Genomic DNA, 14,064 nt, shown 5'->3' on the forward strand with positions numbered 1-14,064 from the left:
TTATTTATCCCATGAAATTGAATAGGTATACGCGGTACTGTTCCATGAGATAGAAAACACCACTTGTTCGTTGAAGAAAATTCCACTCACCCAGAAAATTATACTTTCTGGCGTATTTTTTTGTAATGTAATAACGACGCTTTTCAAGCGCGGTTCGAACCAGGAAATAGCCTGGTAAATATTATTGCTAAGTGCGTCAATACGTTCATCATCGGAAATATCTACATTAATGACATCGGAAACACCATAATTTAAAACTGATTTCGGTAACTCACCAAATAAAGGGGAAATTTCAGAAATCGGTCTTGATGAAAATAACATATTCAAATCAGAAATTAGACTTTGTGCAACTTCCTGACGTGACCAAACCAATGTGACACCCCGTTTTTCATCTTGTGGGTAATCATCTTTTAGGAGATGGAGAAGTGAAGGTCGAATCATCATATTTTTCCAGTTAGAAACTGCCGGCCAAAGGCCGGCAGTAAACGATAATTGTTACTGTTTTTTGTTCTCGATAAGATCCCAACCTTCCGGTCCTATCTTCTTTCCTACCGTTCCATCTTCTTTGATCGGTGTAAATGTCCACTTAATTTTGGAATAGGCGATAGAAAGCTGTTCTTGTGGGAATTCACCACCACGTGAACACGTTTCATGAATGTCAGAGATAATACATTCGTCCATTTCCACTTCCGCATAAGGATGCATTTCGCCTTTGAAAAGCGTGCAAATTTCCAATTTCACTTTCTTAATTGCGGTACCTTGCGCCACAGCGGACAGCAAACCAATTGAACTGGAATCCAGCACTTTCACACAGTCAATGGTACGGAAATCCGATGCGCCAACGGTAATTTTACGTTTACCGCTGTCTGCGATACGTGCATGGTTGAACGCGCCAAAATTGACATGACTCAGCTCAATCCACTGTTTATGTTTGCTGTCGGTACTCTCACCTGTAATACCATCAATTTGTAAAAAAATTGAAGAACTCATAATTAACTACTCCAGTTAGTTGTAATAAATAGGATAAATACTAATAAATAGAAAAATCAGGCAGCCGATGACGGTGGTAAATCGGCAACCAACCGTAAAGACATACTTAATCCTTCTAATTGGAAATGCGGCCTTAAATAGGCTACAGCCCGATATGTTCCCGGTGAGCCGGGGACTTCAACGACATCAACTCTTGCCTCACGTAATGGGTGGCTTGCTTTAATTTCCGCGCCGACGGTATCAGAGCCGACAATATATTGGTTGATCCAATTTTGCAGATAAGACTGACATTCCTCACGGGACATAAAACTACCCACTTTGTCACGCACAATCATTTTCAGATAATGTGCAAAACGAGAAGTTGTCATAATGTATTGCAATTGGGTTGATAATTTTGCGTTAGCGTTTGCCAGGTCAGAATTATATTTCCTTGGTTTATTCGGTGACTGTACCGAGAAAAATGCGGCGTAGTCAGTCCCTTTATAATAAACCAGAGGAATGAACCCTAATTCTGCTAACTCTTTTTCACGGCGATCAGAAATAGCCACCTCAGTCGGGCATTGCAGCACATTTTCACCGGACACAGAGACATAATGATACGCAGGCAATGCTTCTACCAATCCTCCCCCTTCCACACCACGGATCGCCGCACACCAACCATACTGTTCAAATGCCGCCACCATGCGACCTGCCAGTGCATAGGCGGCGTTAACCCACAAATAACTGCCGCTATCCCCTTCCTTCACCTGCTCTTCGAAGCAGAATTGTTCGACCGGGATAGTTTTTGCCCCATAAGGCAAACGACCAATCACTCGTGGTAAGGTCAGGCCGACATAACGGGAGTCATCAGAGTCCCGGAAGCGTTTCCAACGCAGATAATCGGATGTTGCAAGTAGTTTGGATAAATCACGAGGACGTGGTAGTTCACCAAAATCATTCATCCCCAACATGCCCGCGTTGACTGAACTGATAAACGGCGCATGGGCTGCTGCGGCCACATGAGAAATCTGCTCCAGTAAGTAAAGATCTTCCGGGCTATTATCAAAGTCAAAATCACCGACAAACGCTGAATAAGGTTGACCACCAAAAGTACCGTATTCATATTCATACACATTTTTAAACAGCATTGACTGATCGAAATCCGATGCCGATTTAAAATCTTTAATCAAATCGGTTTTCGTCGCGTTCAACATGCGGATTTGGGTATTATCCGTTTCGCTTTGGTCGAGTAATCCTTTAAGCCCTACCCAAGAGGATTCCAGACGCTGAAATTTCGGATGATGTAATACCAGACTCAGTTGAGCGGACATCAGCGCATCAATCGCTGCGATACGTTCGTCAATGCTGTTTACCAAATCGCCGGAAACCACCAGTGAACCGGAGGTGACTTCGGCCAGAAACTGGTCGAGCTGGCTTTTTACCCGATCACGATCTACTTCCCGACGAATGGCTTGCGTGTTATCAATAATCTGATCAAGAAAATCACCATTTGTTTCCGTCGTTTTCAATTCTTGTTGTTCAACAACACTCTGTTCCATACTGCCCTCACTGTGCATTGTTATTTTCCGGGATATTGCTATTTTCCGGGGTGACGTCATCTGCTTCTTCATTAACCTGTGGTAATTTATCCGCATGTTCAGCCAGAATTTCCGCCAGACGGTCACGCAATTTTTCATTGCTCAATGCACGGCCTTTCAAATCACTGAGTTTGCCGCGTACCTCTAATAAATGACGAAGCGGTTCTATCTGTTTCGCCAAATTCTCTGGGGTAAAGTCAGACATTGATTTAAATTGCAAATCGACATTAATAAATCCGCTCTGACCCGGCAGCGCGCTTTCAACCTGTAATTCCAATGAGGGTGATAAACCTTCCATCACCGCGTTAAAATTATCTTTATCAACATGCATGAAACGACGTTCACGCATCGGAATAGATTGCTCCGCGAATTGCCCAACAACACCAATAACCAAAGGCAATTCTTTTTTCTCGACCGCGCCACCTAATTCAACATCATAAGTAATCTGAACTCGGGGCGGTCTGACTTTATCAAGCTTACGTTGAGTATTCATGGCACCTTTTACCTTTATATATGACAGGAAGTGCAAATTTATATTAGACCGCACCAAACCTGATTAAATAGCCGAATAAGATGAGAGATAGATGAAGAGATCAATTAACACTATTGATAGCAAGTTAATATGCTGTGACACATTTAATGATATTCAAAACCCACCGTATTTCGGCGGTGAATAAGTTCTCATGGATATTAATTTAATGCAATAGTATCAGGGTGAAATATAATATCTGTAATTTCACATTATTTTGTAATTGATTGTATTTACTGTGAAAAATAGATAAAGCACATTGTGGTGAAAATGCATTTTCATACTTGTCTTATTTTTCATATCGCTGTTTTTAATAACGAAAGTCTGACGAGTCAGAAAAATAGAAAAATAGAAATATAGATGGAGTTAGGGTTTAATTTAACCTGTGATGAGTTTTTGAATGGAAATGGAATATTTTTCGAGTTTTTATTGCATCAAAGCGCTGATTAAGAAACAGCGCTCTATTAGTATTTGATTTTGTGTCTTTTTAGGCTAATTAAGTTTAGCGCTAATGAAATATCAACCTGATTTATATTAACCATTAACTTTAAGCGAACTCTTTGATTTTCAGGGATTGCATGAGGTGGTTAACAAAACGAGGGTCTTCTTTTACTTATTCTTTTTGAAAATTTGACATCGTATGTGATGTGACATATATTTCAGAGCATGAATAGATTCGTTTTAGATACTGATGTCATCGTAGCTGCCATGCGTAGCCCAAGTGGTGCATCTGCTGCTCTGTTAGGAGCAGCCTTAGATAACAAGATTGTGTCGCTGGCCAGTGTCCCGCTATTTTTTGAGTATGAGGCAAAGTGTACTATGCCCATACATTGGACTGCGGCGGGCCTAACTCAGAAGCAGGCTCATGTTTTCGTTGATGGGCTTGCAGCATTGATTGAACCGGTCAAGACGCATTATTTATGGCGACCAATGCTCCGTGATCCCAATGATGAAATGGTATTGGAAGCAGCGGTTAATGGCAGAGCCAATGCCATTGTAACCTTTAATTTACGTGACTATGGTACTGTACCTGGAACGTTCAATATTGAGGTTCTGACACCGGCCATTGCCATTAGGAGAGTGAGAAATGAGTGAAACATCAACCTATCCATTGCGATTACCGAAATCTCTAAGAGAGGAAGTCACCAGAGTGGCAAAGCGTGATCGTACCAGCGTTAACCAGTTTATTGCTATCGCAGTTGCGGAAAAAATTTCTGCTCTGGAAACTGAGCAATTTTTTTCAGACCGTGCCAAAGCTGCTGATATAAAAGCATTCCGGGATATCCTATTCCGGACAGGTGGAGAAGCGCCTCGCACTGATGATGAACTTGTTCATCGATAACATACTGAACTGGAAAGTTACTTTTTCAGAGCATAGGAACTGTATTCTTGTCCATCTGGTTTTCCAAAAATGATGACGATGCTCAATCCAAACTTCGAGCGTGTCTAGAAAGCAATAAAAGCTCATCTTACCTGATGAGCTTTTATTATCCGTGAAAATGATTTTGCTAGAGCCACGTGTCATGATTAACGGTGATGTTATTCATAACTAATATGGCTATGGCGATTTCAGTATCTAAGATATATTCTTGTGTCATTATTATTCCGCTTTACGATGTAGTTAAATGCGATATTGCGAGGACGGTTTTCATTTGCTGTTGGGACAACACGTGATGCATCCAACGTGAATTTTTCAGTATCGCCTCCCCCAGACGCGTTACCCCAATCGGACGCATTTTCTCTCACAAAAGCGCCTGATGCTGACGAAACGCGACTCCTTCCATGAGTGAGCTACGCTATCGATTGTGCCTGTGATGTTAAAATTCCGCGCCCGCTATCCACTCCACGTAATAATTACATCAATATGAGCAAGGTTGTAGAACGCCGCCAGGTATACACGCAGGTATGACTGCTGGCGGACGTACAGATGATGGCGTAGTTTCGTTGTCGATCTGTATTGTCGCTTTACTCTCGCTTACCGGCAATTTGATACTTTTGGTTGCCGCGGCCGTATTACCATATTCGTCTTTAGAAATAGCAACCACGAAAAGTGCTTCTGCGGCTAATGCTGTGATGTTGTAGTATTTTTTGGTGTCAACTTTCGCCTGCCAGTTAACCAAATCGCCATCAAATGGTATCTATCCCATTAACATAAATACGCGTTGTCGCAATTTTACTTGTGTCCTTCGCCGTACCAGAAATTGTAAGCGTAGTACCGGCAAGCGATGCATTCAATACTAACACTGGGGGCAGCTTATCCGTACGTTGCACGGGTGGTACTGTTTTCCCGTCTGAATAGTCCAGTATTTCGTCGAACAATGGGGAAACTCGGGTTGCTAGGGTTCTGTTATTGGTGGCGAATTCATAAGCGTATGCGTACCGAAGCAGATCGTTGTCGCTGTAAGCTGGGCCAATGAATGTTAAGTTAACAGGAATACCCGTATCCTTCATGGTCCCCATGCTCACTGAAACACTTGGGATGCCCAGGTGACGGAGAACATAGTTGGTGTTTGAGTACAGGTTACCGTTCTGCAATGCTTCTTCGTATGAGACATTATTGACATCTGCGTTAGCCTTACCGATGTTGCCGTTTGCCGGAAAAACAATGAGATCAAGTTTCTCCGCCTTCATCCAGTTCTCAAGGTCTATCTTTCGCGTTTCTTCAAGGCCGCGGAGCATAGCCGCAAAACCCGGTAGTTTCTCGATGGGTTGGACCCCAGCTTTGATTGTGTCGATGAGCAATTTATAATCTGAATTTCGATTAAATCCGCGACACGCATCGACGGATGCTGGCGGGGTTGGAAATACTGTCGCCGGGTTAATATTAGCCCAAGAAGGAAAATTCGGGTCTCCTACGCTCTTGAGGAACTCTTCGGCCGCATAGGAATTTATGTAGTTAAACTCCAATTCCATCCAGTTGAGCGGAATAAGTCCGCGCTCTTCCATCGTTCTAGTACCTACACGGTCCCCCTCATAATTATTCTGGAGTGGGAAATCGATTTCAATCACGTCAGCGCCAAGCGCACGAAGGTCTGCGGCAGCCTTATCCCAAAGTTCAATGATAGACGGCCTGACGCGAACGGGATCACTGCCGCCAAAATCTTTGCCAATGTACATCTTCGGAACGCCAACTCTTCGTCCTTTCAGCGAATTTGGGTCCCTGAGTTCAAGATAGGTTTTAGGGCGTACTGAAGTCACGGCAGGTAGTTGGACAACTTTCTGATGACGCCAGAGGTCTCCTTCTGTGATTGGATCATCAGCCACTACCACATCCAGGACTCGAAGCATATCCTCAACAGTACGTGTATGCGGGACAACCACATCACGTATAGGGTACAGAGGCCAATTGCCTCGGATTGAGATCAATCCACGTGAAGGAGTATAGGCCGCCAGAGCATTATTAGAAGCAGGTGAACGACCAGACGATATGGTTTCCTCTCCCATCCCGAAAGCCGCAAAATTTGCAGCCGTTGCAGTAGCCGAACCGTTCGATGAACCGGAAGACCATGCGGCCGTAAGATAGTCGGCGTTGTAGGGACTTTCCGCACGACCATAAACACCTCGCTGCATGCCGCCGGCTGCCATCGGAGGCATGTTGGTCTTTCCGATGAGAACCCCACCAGACTCCCGAATCTTTTTAACCGTGAAAGCATCATCTTTTGCCATTAGCTTTTTGAAAGCGGGCGAACCCGCAGCTACGGTGAGACCAGCAACCATATAGCTATCTTTAACAGTGTAAGGGATTCCGTGAAGAGGTCCGAGTATAATGCCCTCAGACCGCAGACGGTCTGCCTCCGCAGCCTCCTCAAGCACTCTCGGATTTAAGACAGGAATGGAGTTCAGTTTTATGCCATTGAGATCATAGGCATATATTCGGTTCAGGTACATTGTCGTCAATTCGACACTCGACAACGCACCAGCCTCCATCGCTTGCTGCATCTGTTTGATGGTTGCTTCTTGCAACGAAAAAATCCGCGTGTTGGATGCATCAGTCGTTGGCATAAATACCGCGCTCATGAATAATGAGCCCATCACTACTAGCACGCTGTTGGGTATGTTCCCGGTGAACTTCCTTAACCAGAACAACCATGCATTACATGTAATAGGTCGACCTGACCGAACGGCAGTTATGCTTTCTAAGTCCATAATTAATCTCCAATAATGGGTGAACTGAATGTGGTTAAATTAGAACTTAAATATGAAGATAGATAAGTCATTACGCTATTCGGAAAAGCAAACTTGATAAAATTGGGGATTATTCCATTAGATCCCTAATACAGCGTTTTTGAATCCAAGATATTTTCTTGTGTCATTATTATGCTGCTTTTACGATGTAGTTAAATGCGATATTTCGTGGTCGTGACACTCCTATATAGTTCTTATCTACTGGCCCGGTATTACCATTAATAAATTGAACTCTTGCTGAAATATTTTCATCTTGGGGAATATCCCACTGTAATTTTGTGCGACCATTGAGTGCAAAGGTAATAGTATTAATATCAAGGCTTTGTAGCAAATAAGACCCTTCTTGCCATGACAATAATGAACGAGATGGATCTACTCCCCTGCCATCATCCCAGCCACGAATGAACTCGCCTCTTAAATCGGGCAATTTACCATCAGGATAAGTTTCTGCTAACTTTGGATATTGTAATTTATTAAAAGCGGAACCATTACAAGTGAAATAGCCGACAGGTGGATGCGCTAACGGCCAAGGAATAGGAGCGCCAACAGGAATGTCATTGGCTGTTTTAATCAAGCTATCTACTTCTGCTCGAGTATATGCCCCTACATCACCTGCATTCAGATTAATATCCCCAGTCAACGCTCTACCATTTATTTTTCGGCTATTGGGGACTTTACCATCAATATTCCCACGCAATGAGTTGATGATTTCCTGCACTAGCTTTTGTGTCACTGCCAATGTGTCATTATTGCCAATTTCATTGGTCAGTTGAACAACGCCTTTTTGTGTTAATGAGGCATTGGGAATTTCTGCTATGACTTTTTGTTTTAACGCTTGATTTAATTGGGTGGTGAGTTTAGCGATATCACCATCATCCAGAACATCATCATCAGATTGTGTCGCAATAAAGTTAGCGATAACAGCGGCTATTGTTGATGATTGGCGTAATGCCTTATTCAATACGTGAGTAGATATATTGTCTGGTGGAAATCCCACGTGTAAGCCTTGATTTTCCTCATATTTTTCTTGACTCACTACATTAGCATTATTACTAATAGAAAAAGCTTTAAAATCATTTTTTTGTCTCATATTCCTCTCTTGAATAAAATAATTTTATTACGTAATTAATATGTTAGATTATCGTATAGATAACTCTGTCTGTTGACGACAATCATAGTCTAGTTCAAGAAAATAATAATGGGTTGTTTTTATAACTTACAGGGTTAATTATTTTTGTATAAGTGACTAATAATTGGATTAATGAGTGGTAAATTATTTTCTTTATATTTTTTTGAAGGTTAATCTATAAAATATGAAAATGTTTTTATTTGATTTGATTTTTAATAAATACATTAATATCCATGTTTATTTTCTACTTAATATAAGCATACATATTTAAATATTTCATCATCCTTAAACCCAAGGATTTAATATTGGCACGCCGGTCAATTCAAAATTAATCACATTTCGTGTGACGACAGTCATACCATGAACCAGCGCGGTGGCGGCGATTAGTGCATCACGCTCTGAGCATGGATCAGGGACATGCAACCGGGCGCACCGCTGAGCTACAGCCGTATCTACCGGTAAGATCCGCCCAGTAAATTCCGGTATTACATGGTGGTTGAACCATGAGCGCAATAATGCTCCTTGGGTTATGTCTCGTCGTTCAATCTGTAAGATGCCGGTTTCCAGCTCCATAATGGTAATGGCTGACAGGAAGAGCTCTGTTGCATCAACACTTTCAGCCCACGCAGCCACACTGGCATTAGCCTTGCCCTCTCGAACTTTCCGAAGCTCGGAGACAACATTGGTATCAAGAACAAACATCATGAGAAATTGGCTGGACGGCTATTGATAACGACACGTGGTGGATTGAATTCAATATCTTCAACACCGGGCATTGCTAAAGCATCAGCGATGTTTCTACTCTGCTTGGTGATTCGTTGGTATTCCTCAATGGTTAGCAGGACATGTGCCGGTTTGCCACGATCTGTGATGAACACTGGACCGCTTTTAGCTGCTTTTTTTGCCCCGCTGACATCCTGATTGAGCTGCCGACTCGATAAGGTTGTGATTGACATGGTGCACCTCGATATAATAGCTAATTTATGTAGGTACGTTACTACATATTGCTAAGGGGTGCAAATTTTAGTCATTCACCCTCTTAGCATCCCAGGAAAAATTAGGTTAAGTGTGCCATCACCAACCGCGTAGCCGAAGCAAGTACATCACGGCGTGATTCGGCATCTTGCTGAGGTTGTATCAAGTAAGTGAAAAACGAAGGTTTTCTTTACCTGGTAGCAAGGCGGAGATTTCATGGTATAGTATTAAAAGGTATTACCTTTTAATATTTAGGTGGAAGAAAATGGCAACCTCAGTAAAACTTGATGATAACTTGAAAAGCCGGATTCAGTATTTGGCAGAAGTGCGACATCGTTCAGCTCATTGGATAATGCGTGAAGCTATACGTGACTATGTAGAGCGTGAGGAAAAGCGTGAATCTTTCAAACAAGATGCATTGCGTGCCTGGGAAGCGTATCAAGAGAATGGATTACACCTGACGCTTGAAGAAGCGGACGATTGGTTAGCTAAGCTCGAAGCAGGAGAAGATGCGGAGTTACCTGAATGCCACGTTTGATTTGGTCTCTGCCTGCTCTTGCTGATATACAGCGGCTCTATGGTTTTCTTGCCAAAAAAGACAAAGACACTGCTCGTCGAGCCATTAAAACAATACGTGCTGGCGTGAAAATGCTGGCATGTCAGCCTGAAGCAGGACGCCCTGTTGACGATATGGATCCGGCATTCCGAGAGTGGCTTATTGATTTTGGAAGTAGCGGCTATATCGCCTTGTACCGGATTGAGGATGAAACAGCCACAATTTTTGCTGTACGGCATCAAAAAGAGGCCGGATATTAAAATTATGCAGGCGCGTTACTACATAATGCTAAGGGGTGCAAATTTTAGCCATTCACCCTCTTAGCATTTCAGGAAAGATTAGGCTAAATGCGCCATCACCAACCGCGTAGCCGCAGCAAGTACATCACGGCGTGATTCGGCATCTTGTTGAGGTTGGGTAAAATAAACCGCCAGAACCACAGGAGCTCCCTTTAGCGGCCAAAGTACGGCGACATCGTTAGTGGTGCCATAATCGCCAGCACCGGTTTTATCACCCACTACCCAACCGGCTGGAGCACCGGCGCGAATACTGGCATCTCCCGTGGTATTTCCTTTAAGCCAAACGATTAATTGTTCACGTTGTGATGCTCCAAATACCTCTCCAAGCACGATTTTCTTCACGCTGGCCGCCATTGCCGCAGGTGTTGTGGTATCTCTGAGGTCACCGGGAATGGCGCTGTTCAAATCGGGTTCCCTGCGATCGAGTCGAAATGCAGGATCACCGATACCTTGAGTAAAGCGATTTACTGCCTCTAATCCCCCCAATTCTTTAATCAATAGATTTGCTGCGGTGTTATCGCTGTATTGCACGGTTGCCGCACATAATTGTGCAACGCTCATCCCTTGATTTAAATTCTTGTGCGCAATAGGAGCATAAGAGAGTAAGTCAGACTCACGATAATGAATATGTTTTGCTAATAATTCTGGCTGGGACATGCTTTTGTGCAACACCGCCGCAGCAAGTATCAGCTTGAAAGTACTACAAAAAGGAAAACGTTCATCCCCTCGGTACTGAATTTCCTGACCATTCTCCGTATTAATCAGCGCCACTCCTAAACGGCCTTTTGTGCTGTTTTCCAGTTCGGTAAGTTGTTTATGCAGGGATGAGGGAATAACGCCAGCCCATGCCGGAAACGCAAAGTTGACCAATGGAATGGTAATACCGGCTAATAATAATGAACGCCGCAATGGAGAGTGTTTCATATTTGGATCTCGTAATATAGATAATAAAAAAGCGCATTATAGAGAGAAAAAAGTAATGTCGCACTATTTTTAATGATATTTTATTATGGCGATTTTTATCATGATAAGCACCGTGTTTAATCTGCGATATAATGTTAAATAATATTTCATTTAATGCTGTGGTAATTGTAATCAGAAGATTTAAAATTATTTTGGTTATCTTTGGTTCATTTTATACCTTGTGTAAAAAATTAAATTCAATAACTTATTATGAATAATATACATTACTGATGGCTGTGATTTTACGTCAATGAAATGGTAATATTTTATTGATTTTTAAGTGTTTTTAATTTAATTTGGCGTATGAATATAAAATTAAAATTTTATCAAAGAAAAATAATTCAAGATAGTAAGTATTAAAAATATAAATACAGATTTATCATTGCAATTTAATAAATAGAACTATTAACATAATACAATTATAATCTTATTTTAAAGTTTGTTTTTAAATAAAAATCAATGTATTGTATTTGTGAATTGATTATTAAAGAAATTATATTGAAAGAGTAATAACAACTATTCTAATCAATAAGAAATGAATGTCAATATTATGCATTAATTTGAATGGGTTTTAATTTCCTTTTTCTAACCAATTAAGTGAATCAGCGATAAATTTTTTCCTTTAATTTAAATATCCATATTTATTTTATATGTATTATACCCTATGGATTTCAAGATGCATCGCGACGGCAAGGGAGTTGTGGGCTATAGCCATCCATTAATTTAGTTACTTTTGAAAATTATCAACAATGATAATAGATATATCCGCGAGTTTATTCTCACCTGCGCGATCATTTAGCACATAAACTTTATTTTTTCAATTAAAGATTTGTAAAAATATTAAATTTTCATTATGGCTCACTAATTTATAAATTTTTAGACAATTACTCTTTAAATGATCTACATCAATCTATACTTACCTAGCTGGTTAATATTTTTAGAACACTTTTTTAACCTTATTTTAACTTAACAAGGATATGCATCATGGGCGTTTTTCAGTACAAAGACTTTGATAGCACTACTTCCAAAGAGTTGTTTTCCGACGCAAAAATTATCTCTGGATATGCTTATCATAATCTGGGTAGCGGATTTGCCGAGGGGTATTACAATTATGGTTTTGGTTTAGGGATGCCATTAACATTGCTGACCGCAATTCTCGGCAGCACGACATCGCAGGGCATCACGCCTAAATTGCCTTGGAATCCGGACGCGGAAAAACAGGCACAAGATAAACTCAATGAATCAGGGTGGTTTACTATCAGTGCTGATGAGTTAGGCTATCAGGGTAGAACTGATGCCCGCGGTACTTTTTTTGGCGAAAAAGCAAGTCATTCCACTGCTCAGGCAGAGGTAATGGGAAAATATGATGCTGATGGTAATTTGATTTCTATTGGCATTGCGTTTCGCGGTACGAGTGGTCCTCGAGAGTCAGTTATTACCGATACACTCGGCGACGTTATGAATAATGTGTTGGTAGCTTTAGGTAAGAAAGAATATTCGAATGACTACGCGCCAAACGCCTTCGGCCGACTGCTGGACCATGTAGCCAATTATGCTAAAGCTCACGGTTTGACGGGCAATGATGTTGTGGTCAGCGGACATAGTTTGGGTGGGTTGGCTGTGAATAGTATGGCGGAGTCTAGCGATACGAAATGGGGGGGATTCTACTCCCAGTCGAACTATATCACTTTCGCTTCGCCATCACAGTATGAGAAAGGTAATAAGGTTCTGAACGTAGGATATGAAAATGATCCGGTATTCCGCGTATTAAACGGCACTAGTGTTGATTCGAACTCTGCGGGTGTTCACGATGTACCAAGAGATTCAGCGACAAATAATATTGTTAATTTTAACGATCACTATGCGTCAGACTGGTGGAATGTTCTGCCCTTCTCTATTGCTAATCTGTCAACTTGGGTTTCGCATGTGACGCCATTTTACCAGAGCGGCATGCAACGTATTATGGATTCAACGTTCTACGACCTAACACATAAAGATTCGACTATTGTTGTCAGCAACCTTTCCAATGTCACCCGTGAAAAAACCTGGGTACAGGATTTAAACCGGAATGCTGAAAAACACACTGGTAGTACTTTTATTATTGGTACCGACGGCAACGACCTGATTAAAGGTGGTAAAGGGAACGATTATCTGGAAGGACGCGATGGCAATGATATATTCCGTGATGACGGCGGATTTAACATGATTGCCGGCGGGAAAGGCCATAATACTTTTGACTTACAGAAGTCACTAAAAAATGCAGAAATAGCCTATGACCAGGCAGGTACATTGTATGTGCGTGATGCACAAGGTGGTATCACCATTGCTACCGATATCTCGACTATAAGAAGTAAGGAAAGTACCTGGCTGTTTCTGACTAAACAGGTGGATTCTCAAGTCAGAGCCGATGGTTTGTATTCCAACAACGGATTGAAGACGAAATATGCCAATTCAGTAACAGGCAATGATGGGAATGATACACTGACTTCTAAAGCTTCCGGTAGCTGGCTGTTCGGTCTGGATGGTGATGATACGTTGATCGGCTTCGGTAACAATAATGTCTTCGTCGGTGGTGAAGGTAACGATGTCATGAAAAGTCAGGGGAATCACAATACCTTCCTGTTCAACGGTGATTTTGGACAAGATATCATCTATGGCTACAACAAAACCGATAAACTGGTGTTCATAGGAACTGAAGGTAGCAGTGATAAGAGTGATTATCTGGATCATGCCTCTGTGGTGAACAATGATTTAGTGTTTACCTTCGGCCAAAACTCAGTCACTTTGGTTGGCGTCAGCATGGACAGTTTGTTGGTGGATAATATAATATTGGCGTAACATATAAATTATGCGATACCCCT

General features: G+C 41.8%; 16 protein-coding genes. 5 read left to right on the forward strand and 11 right to left on the reverse strand.

Features of this window, described 5'->3' with window-relative positions:
- Genes tssE through tssB form a run of 4 tightly spaced genes read right to left on the reverse strand, consistent with a single transcriptional unit; the run spans window position 1 to window position 3,060 of the window.
- Window positions 1-444: a type VI secretion system baseplate subunit TssE gene (tssE, locus tag Phpb_RS20090; RefSeq protein ID WP_065391907.1), complete on the reverse strand. Its 444-nt coding sequence runs from the start codon at window positions 442-444 to the stop codon at window positions 1-3.
- 51 nt (window positions 445-495) lie between these two features.
- Complete coding sequence (locus Phpb_RS20095; RefSeq protein ID WP_065391908.1) at window positions 496-990, reverse strand: Hcp family type VI secretion system effector; 495 nt, start codon at window positions 988-990, stop codon at window positions 496-498.
- A 56-nt stretch (window positions 991-1,046) separates the two neighbouring features.
- Window positions 1,047-2,528 (reverse strand): type VI secretion system contractile sheath large subunit, encoded by a 1,482-nt coding sequence (gene tssC, locus Phpb_RS20100; protein ID WP_065392011.1) that lies wholly within the window; start codon window positions 2,526-2,528, stop codon window positions 1,047-1,049.
- A 7-nt stretch (window positions 2,529-2,535) separates the two neighbouring features.
- On the reverse strand, window positions 2,536-3,060 hold the full coding sequence (gene tssB / locus Phpb_RS20105) for a type VI secretion system contractile sheath small subunit (RefSeq protein ID WP_046395394.1): 525 nt from the start codon (window positions 3,058-3,060) through the stop codon (window positions 2,536-2,538).
- Between the two features lie 702 nt (window positions 3,061-3,762).
- Between tssB and Phpb_RS20110 the strand changes: the two genes are divergently transcribed.
- On the forward strand, window positions 3,763-4,191 hold the full coding sequence (locus tag Phpb_RS20110; protein WP_065391909.1) for a putative toxin-antitoxin system toxin component, PIN family: 429 nt from the start codon (window positions 3,763-3,765) through the stop codon (window positions 4,189-4,191).
- Window positions 4,184-4,438, forward strand: coding sequence for a hypothetical protein (locus tag Phpb_RS20115; RefSeq protein ID WP_036806027.1), 255 nt, complete (start codon window positions 4,184-4,186; stop codon window positions 4,436-4,438). The genes Phpb_RS20110 and Phpb_RS20115 overlap by 8 nt, the downstream gene beginning before the upstream one ends.
- 227 nt (window positions 4,439-4,665) lie before the next feature.
- Here Phpb_RS20115 and Phpb_RS26155 read toward each other — a convergent pair whose 3' ends face one another.
- The 6 genes from Phpb_RS26155 to Phpb_RS20135 all read right to left on the reverse strand — a co-directional run bounded on the left by Phpb_RS26155 (window position 4,666) and on the right by Phpb_RS20135 (window position 9,366).
- The gene (locus Phpb_RS26155) at window positions 4,666-4,842 is read right to left on the reverse strand and encodes a hypothetical protein (protein ID WP_165603322.1); all 177 of its coding nucleotides are present in this window, start codon (window positions 4,840-4,842) and stop codon (window positions 4,666-4,668) included.
- A 113-nt stretch (window positions 4,843-4,955) separates the two neighbouring features.
- Window positions 4,956-5,216 (reverse strand): hypothetical protein, encoded by a 261-nt coding sequence (locus Phpb_RS26390; RefSeq protein WP_205634812.1) that lies wholly within the window; start codon window positions 5,214-5,216, stop codon window positions 4,956-4,958.
- A gap of 7 nt (window positions 5,217-5,223) precedes the next feature.
- A complete protein-coding gene (locus tag Phpb_RS20120) occupies window positions 5,224-7,113 on the reverse strand; it encodes an amidase (RefSeq protein WP_205634813.1) in 1,890 nt (629 codons plus the stop codon).
- A 298-nt stretch (window positions 7,114-7,411) separates the two neighbouring features.
- On the reverse strand, window positions 7,412-8,371 hold the full coding sequence (locus Phpb_RS20125) for a tail fiber protein (RefSeq protein ID WP_065391911.1): 960 nt from the start codon (window positions 8,369-8,371) through the stop codon (window positions 7,412-7,414).
- 324 nt (window positions 8,372-8,695) lie between these two features.
- Window positions 8,696-9,112 carry a type II toxin-antitoxin system VapC family toxin gene (locus Phpb_RS20130; protein ID WP_065392012.1) on the reverse strand — a complete coding sequence of 139 codons (417 nt, stop codon included), beginning with the start codon at window positions 9,110-9,112 and terminating at the stop codon, window positions 8,696-8,698.
- Window positions 9,112-9,366, reverse strand: a complete 255-nt coding sequence (locus Phpb_RS20135) for a type II toxin-antitoxin system prevent-host-death family antitoxin (protein WP_036776095.1) — start codon at window positions 9,364-9,366, stop codon at window positions 9,112-9,114. The genes Phpb_RS20130 and Phpb_RS20135 overlap by 1 nt, the downstream gene beginning before the upstream one ends.
- Window positions 9,367-9,650: 284 nt before the next feature.
- Between Phpb_RS20135 and Phpb_RS20140 the strand changes: the two genes are divergently transcribed.
- Window positions 9,651-9,923, forward strand: a complete 273-nt coding sequence (locus Phpb_RS20140) for a CopG family ribbon-helix-helix protein (RefSeq protein ID WP_011146552.1) — start codon at window positions 9,651-9,653, stop codon at window positions 9,921-9,923.
- On the forward strand, window positions 9,911-10,201 hold the full coding sequence (locus tag Phpb_RS20145) for a type II toxin-antitoxin system RelE/ParE family toxin (RefSeq protein WP_065391912.1): 291 nt from the start codon (window positions 9,911-9,913) through the stop codon (window positions 10,199-10,201). Before Phpb_RS20140 ends, Phpb_RS20145 begins: the two co-directional genes overlap by 13 nt.
- 78 nt (window positions 10,202-10,279) lie before the next feature.
- Here Phpb_RS20145 and bla read toward each other — a convergent pair whose 3' ends face one another.
- Entirely contained in the window at window positions 10,280-11,164 is an 885-nt protein-coding gene (gene bla / locus Phpb_RS20150) for a class A beta-lactamase (RefSeq protein WP_065391913.1), read from the reverse strand.
- 1,023 nt (window positions 11,165-12,187) lie between these two features.
- Here bla and Phpb_RS20155 point away from each other — a divergent pair.
- Window positions 12,188-14,041: a polyurethane esterase gene (locus Phpb_RS20155; protein ID WP_065391914.1), complete on the forward strand. Its 1,854-nt coding sequence runs from the start codon at window positions 12,188-12,190 to the stop codon at window positions 14,039-14,041.
- Window positions 14,042-14,064 lie beyond the last annotated feature (23 nt).

It is taken from the genome of Photorhabdus namnaonensis, from assembly GCF_001684335.1.
GTDB lineage: Bacteria > Pseudomonadota > Gammaproteobacteria > Enterobacterales > Enterobacteriaceae > Photorhabdus > Photorhabdus namnaonensis.

What these genes read in the sequence shown, in the direction of transcription:
- tssE (WP_065391907.1), bottom strand. Translation starts at nt 444, where the DNA reads ATGATGATTCGACCTTCACTTCTCCATCTCCTAAAAGATGATTACCCA.
- Phpb_RS20095 (WP_065391908.1), bottom strand. Translation starts at nt 990, where the DNA reads ATGAGTTCTTCAATTTTTTTACAAATTGATGGTATTACAGGTGAGAGT.
- tssC (WP_065392011.1), bottom strand. Translation starts at nt 2,528, where the DNA reads ATGGAACAGAGTGTTGTTGAACAACAAGAATTGAAAACGACGGAAACA.
- tssB (WP_046395394.1), bottom strand. Translation starts at nt 3,060, where the DNA reads ATGAATACTCAACGTAAGCTTGATAAAGTCAGACCGCCCCGAGTTCAG.
- Phpb_RS20110 (WP_065391909.1), top strand. Translation starts at nt 3,763, where the DNA reads ATGAATAGATTCGTTTTAGATACTGATGTCATCGTAGCTGCCATGCGT.
- Phpb_RS20115 (WP_036806027.1), top strand. Translation starts at nt 4,184, where the DNA reads ATGAGTGAAACATCAACCTATCCATTGCGATTACCGAAATCTCTAAGA.
- Phpb_RS20120 (WP_205634813.1), bottom strand. Translation starts at nt 7,113, where the DNA reads ATGAGCGCGGTATTTATGCCAACGACTGATGCATCCAACACGCGGATT.
- Phpb_RS20125 (WP_065391911.1), bottom strand. Translation starts at nt 8,371, where the DNA reads ATGAGACAAAAAAATGATTTTAAAGCTTTTTCTATTAGTAATAATGCT.
- Phpb_RS20130 (WP_065392012.1), bottom strand. Translation starts at nt 9,112, where the DNA reads ATGTTTGTTCTTGATACCAATGTTGTCTCCGAGCTTCGGAAAGTTCGA.
- Phpb_RS20135 (WP_036776095.1), bottom strand. Translation starts at nt 9,366, where the DNA reads ATGTCAATCACAACCTTATCGAGTCGGCAGCTCAATCAGGATGTCAGC.
- Phpb_RS20140 (WP_011146552.1), top strand. Translation starts at nt 9,651, where the DNA reads ATGGCAACCTCAGTAAAACTTGATGATAACTTGAAAAGCCGGATTCAG.
- Phpb_RS20145 (WP_065391912.1), top strand. Translation starts at nt 9,911, where the DNA reads ATGCCACGTTTGATTTGGTCTCTGCCTGCTCTTGCTGATATACAGCGG.
- bla (WP_065391913.1), bottom strand. Translation starts at nt 11,164, where the DNA reads ATGAAACACTCTCCATTGCGGCGTTCATTATTATTAGCCGGTATTACC.
- Phpb_RS20155 (WP_065391914.1), top strand. Translation starts at nt 12,188, where the DNA reads ATGGGCGTTTTTCAGTACAAAGACTTTGATAGCACTACTTCCAAAGAG.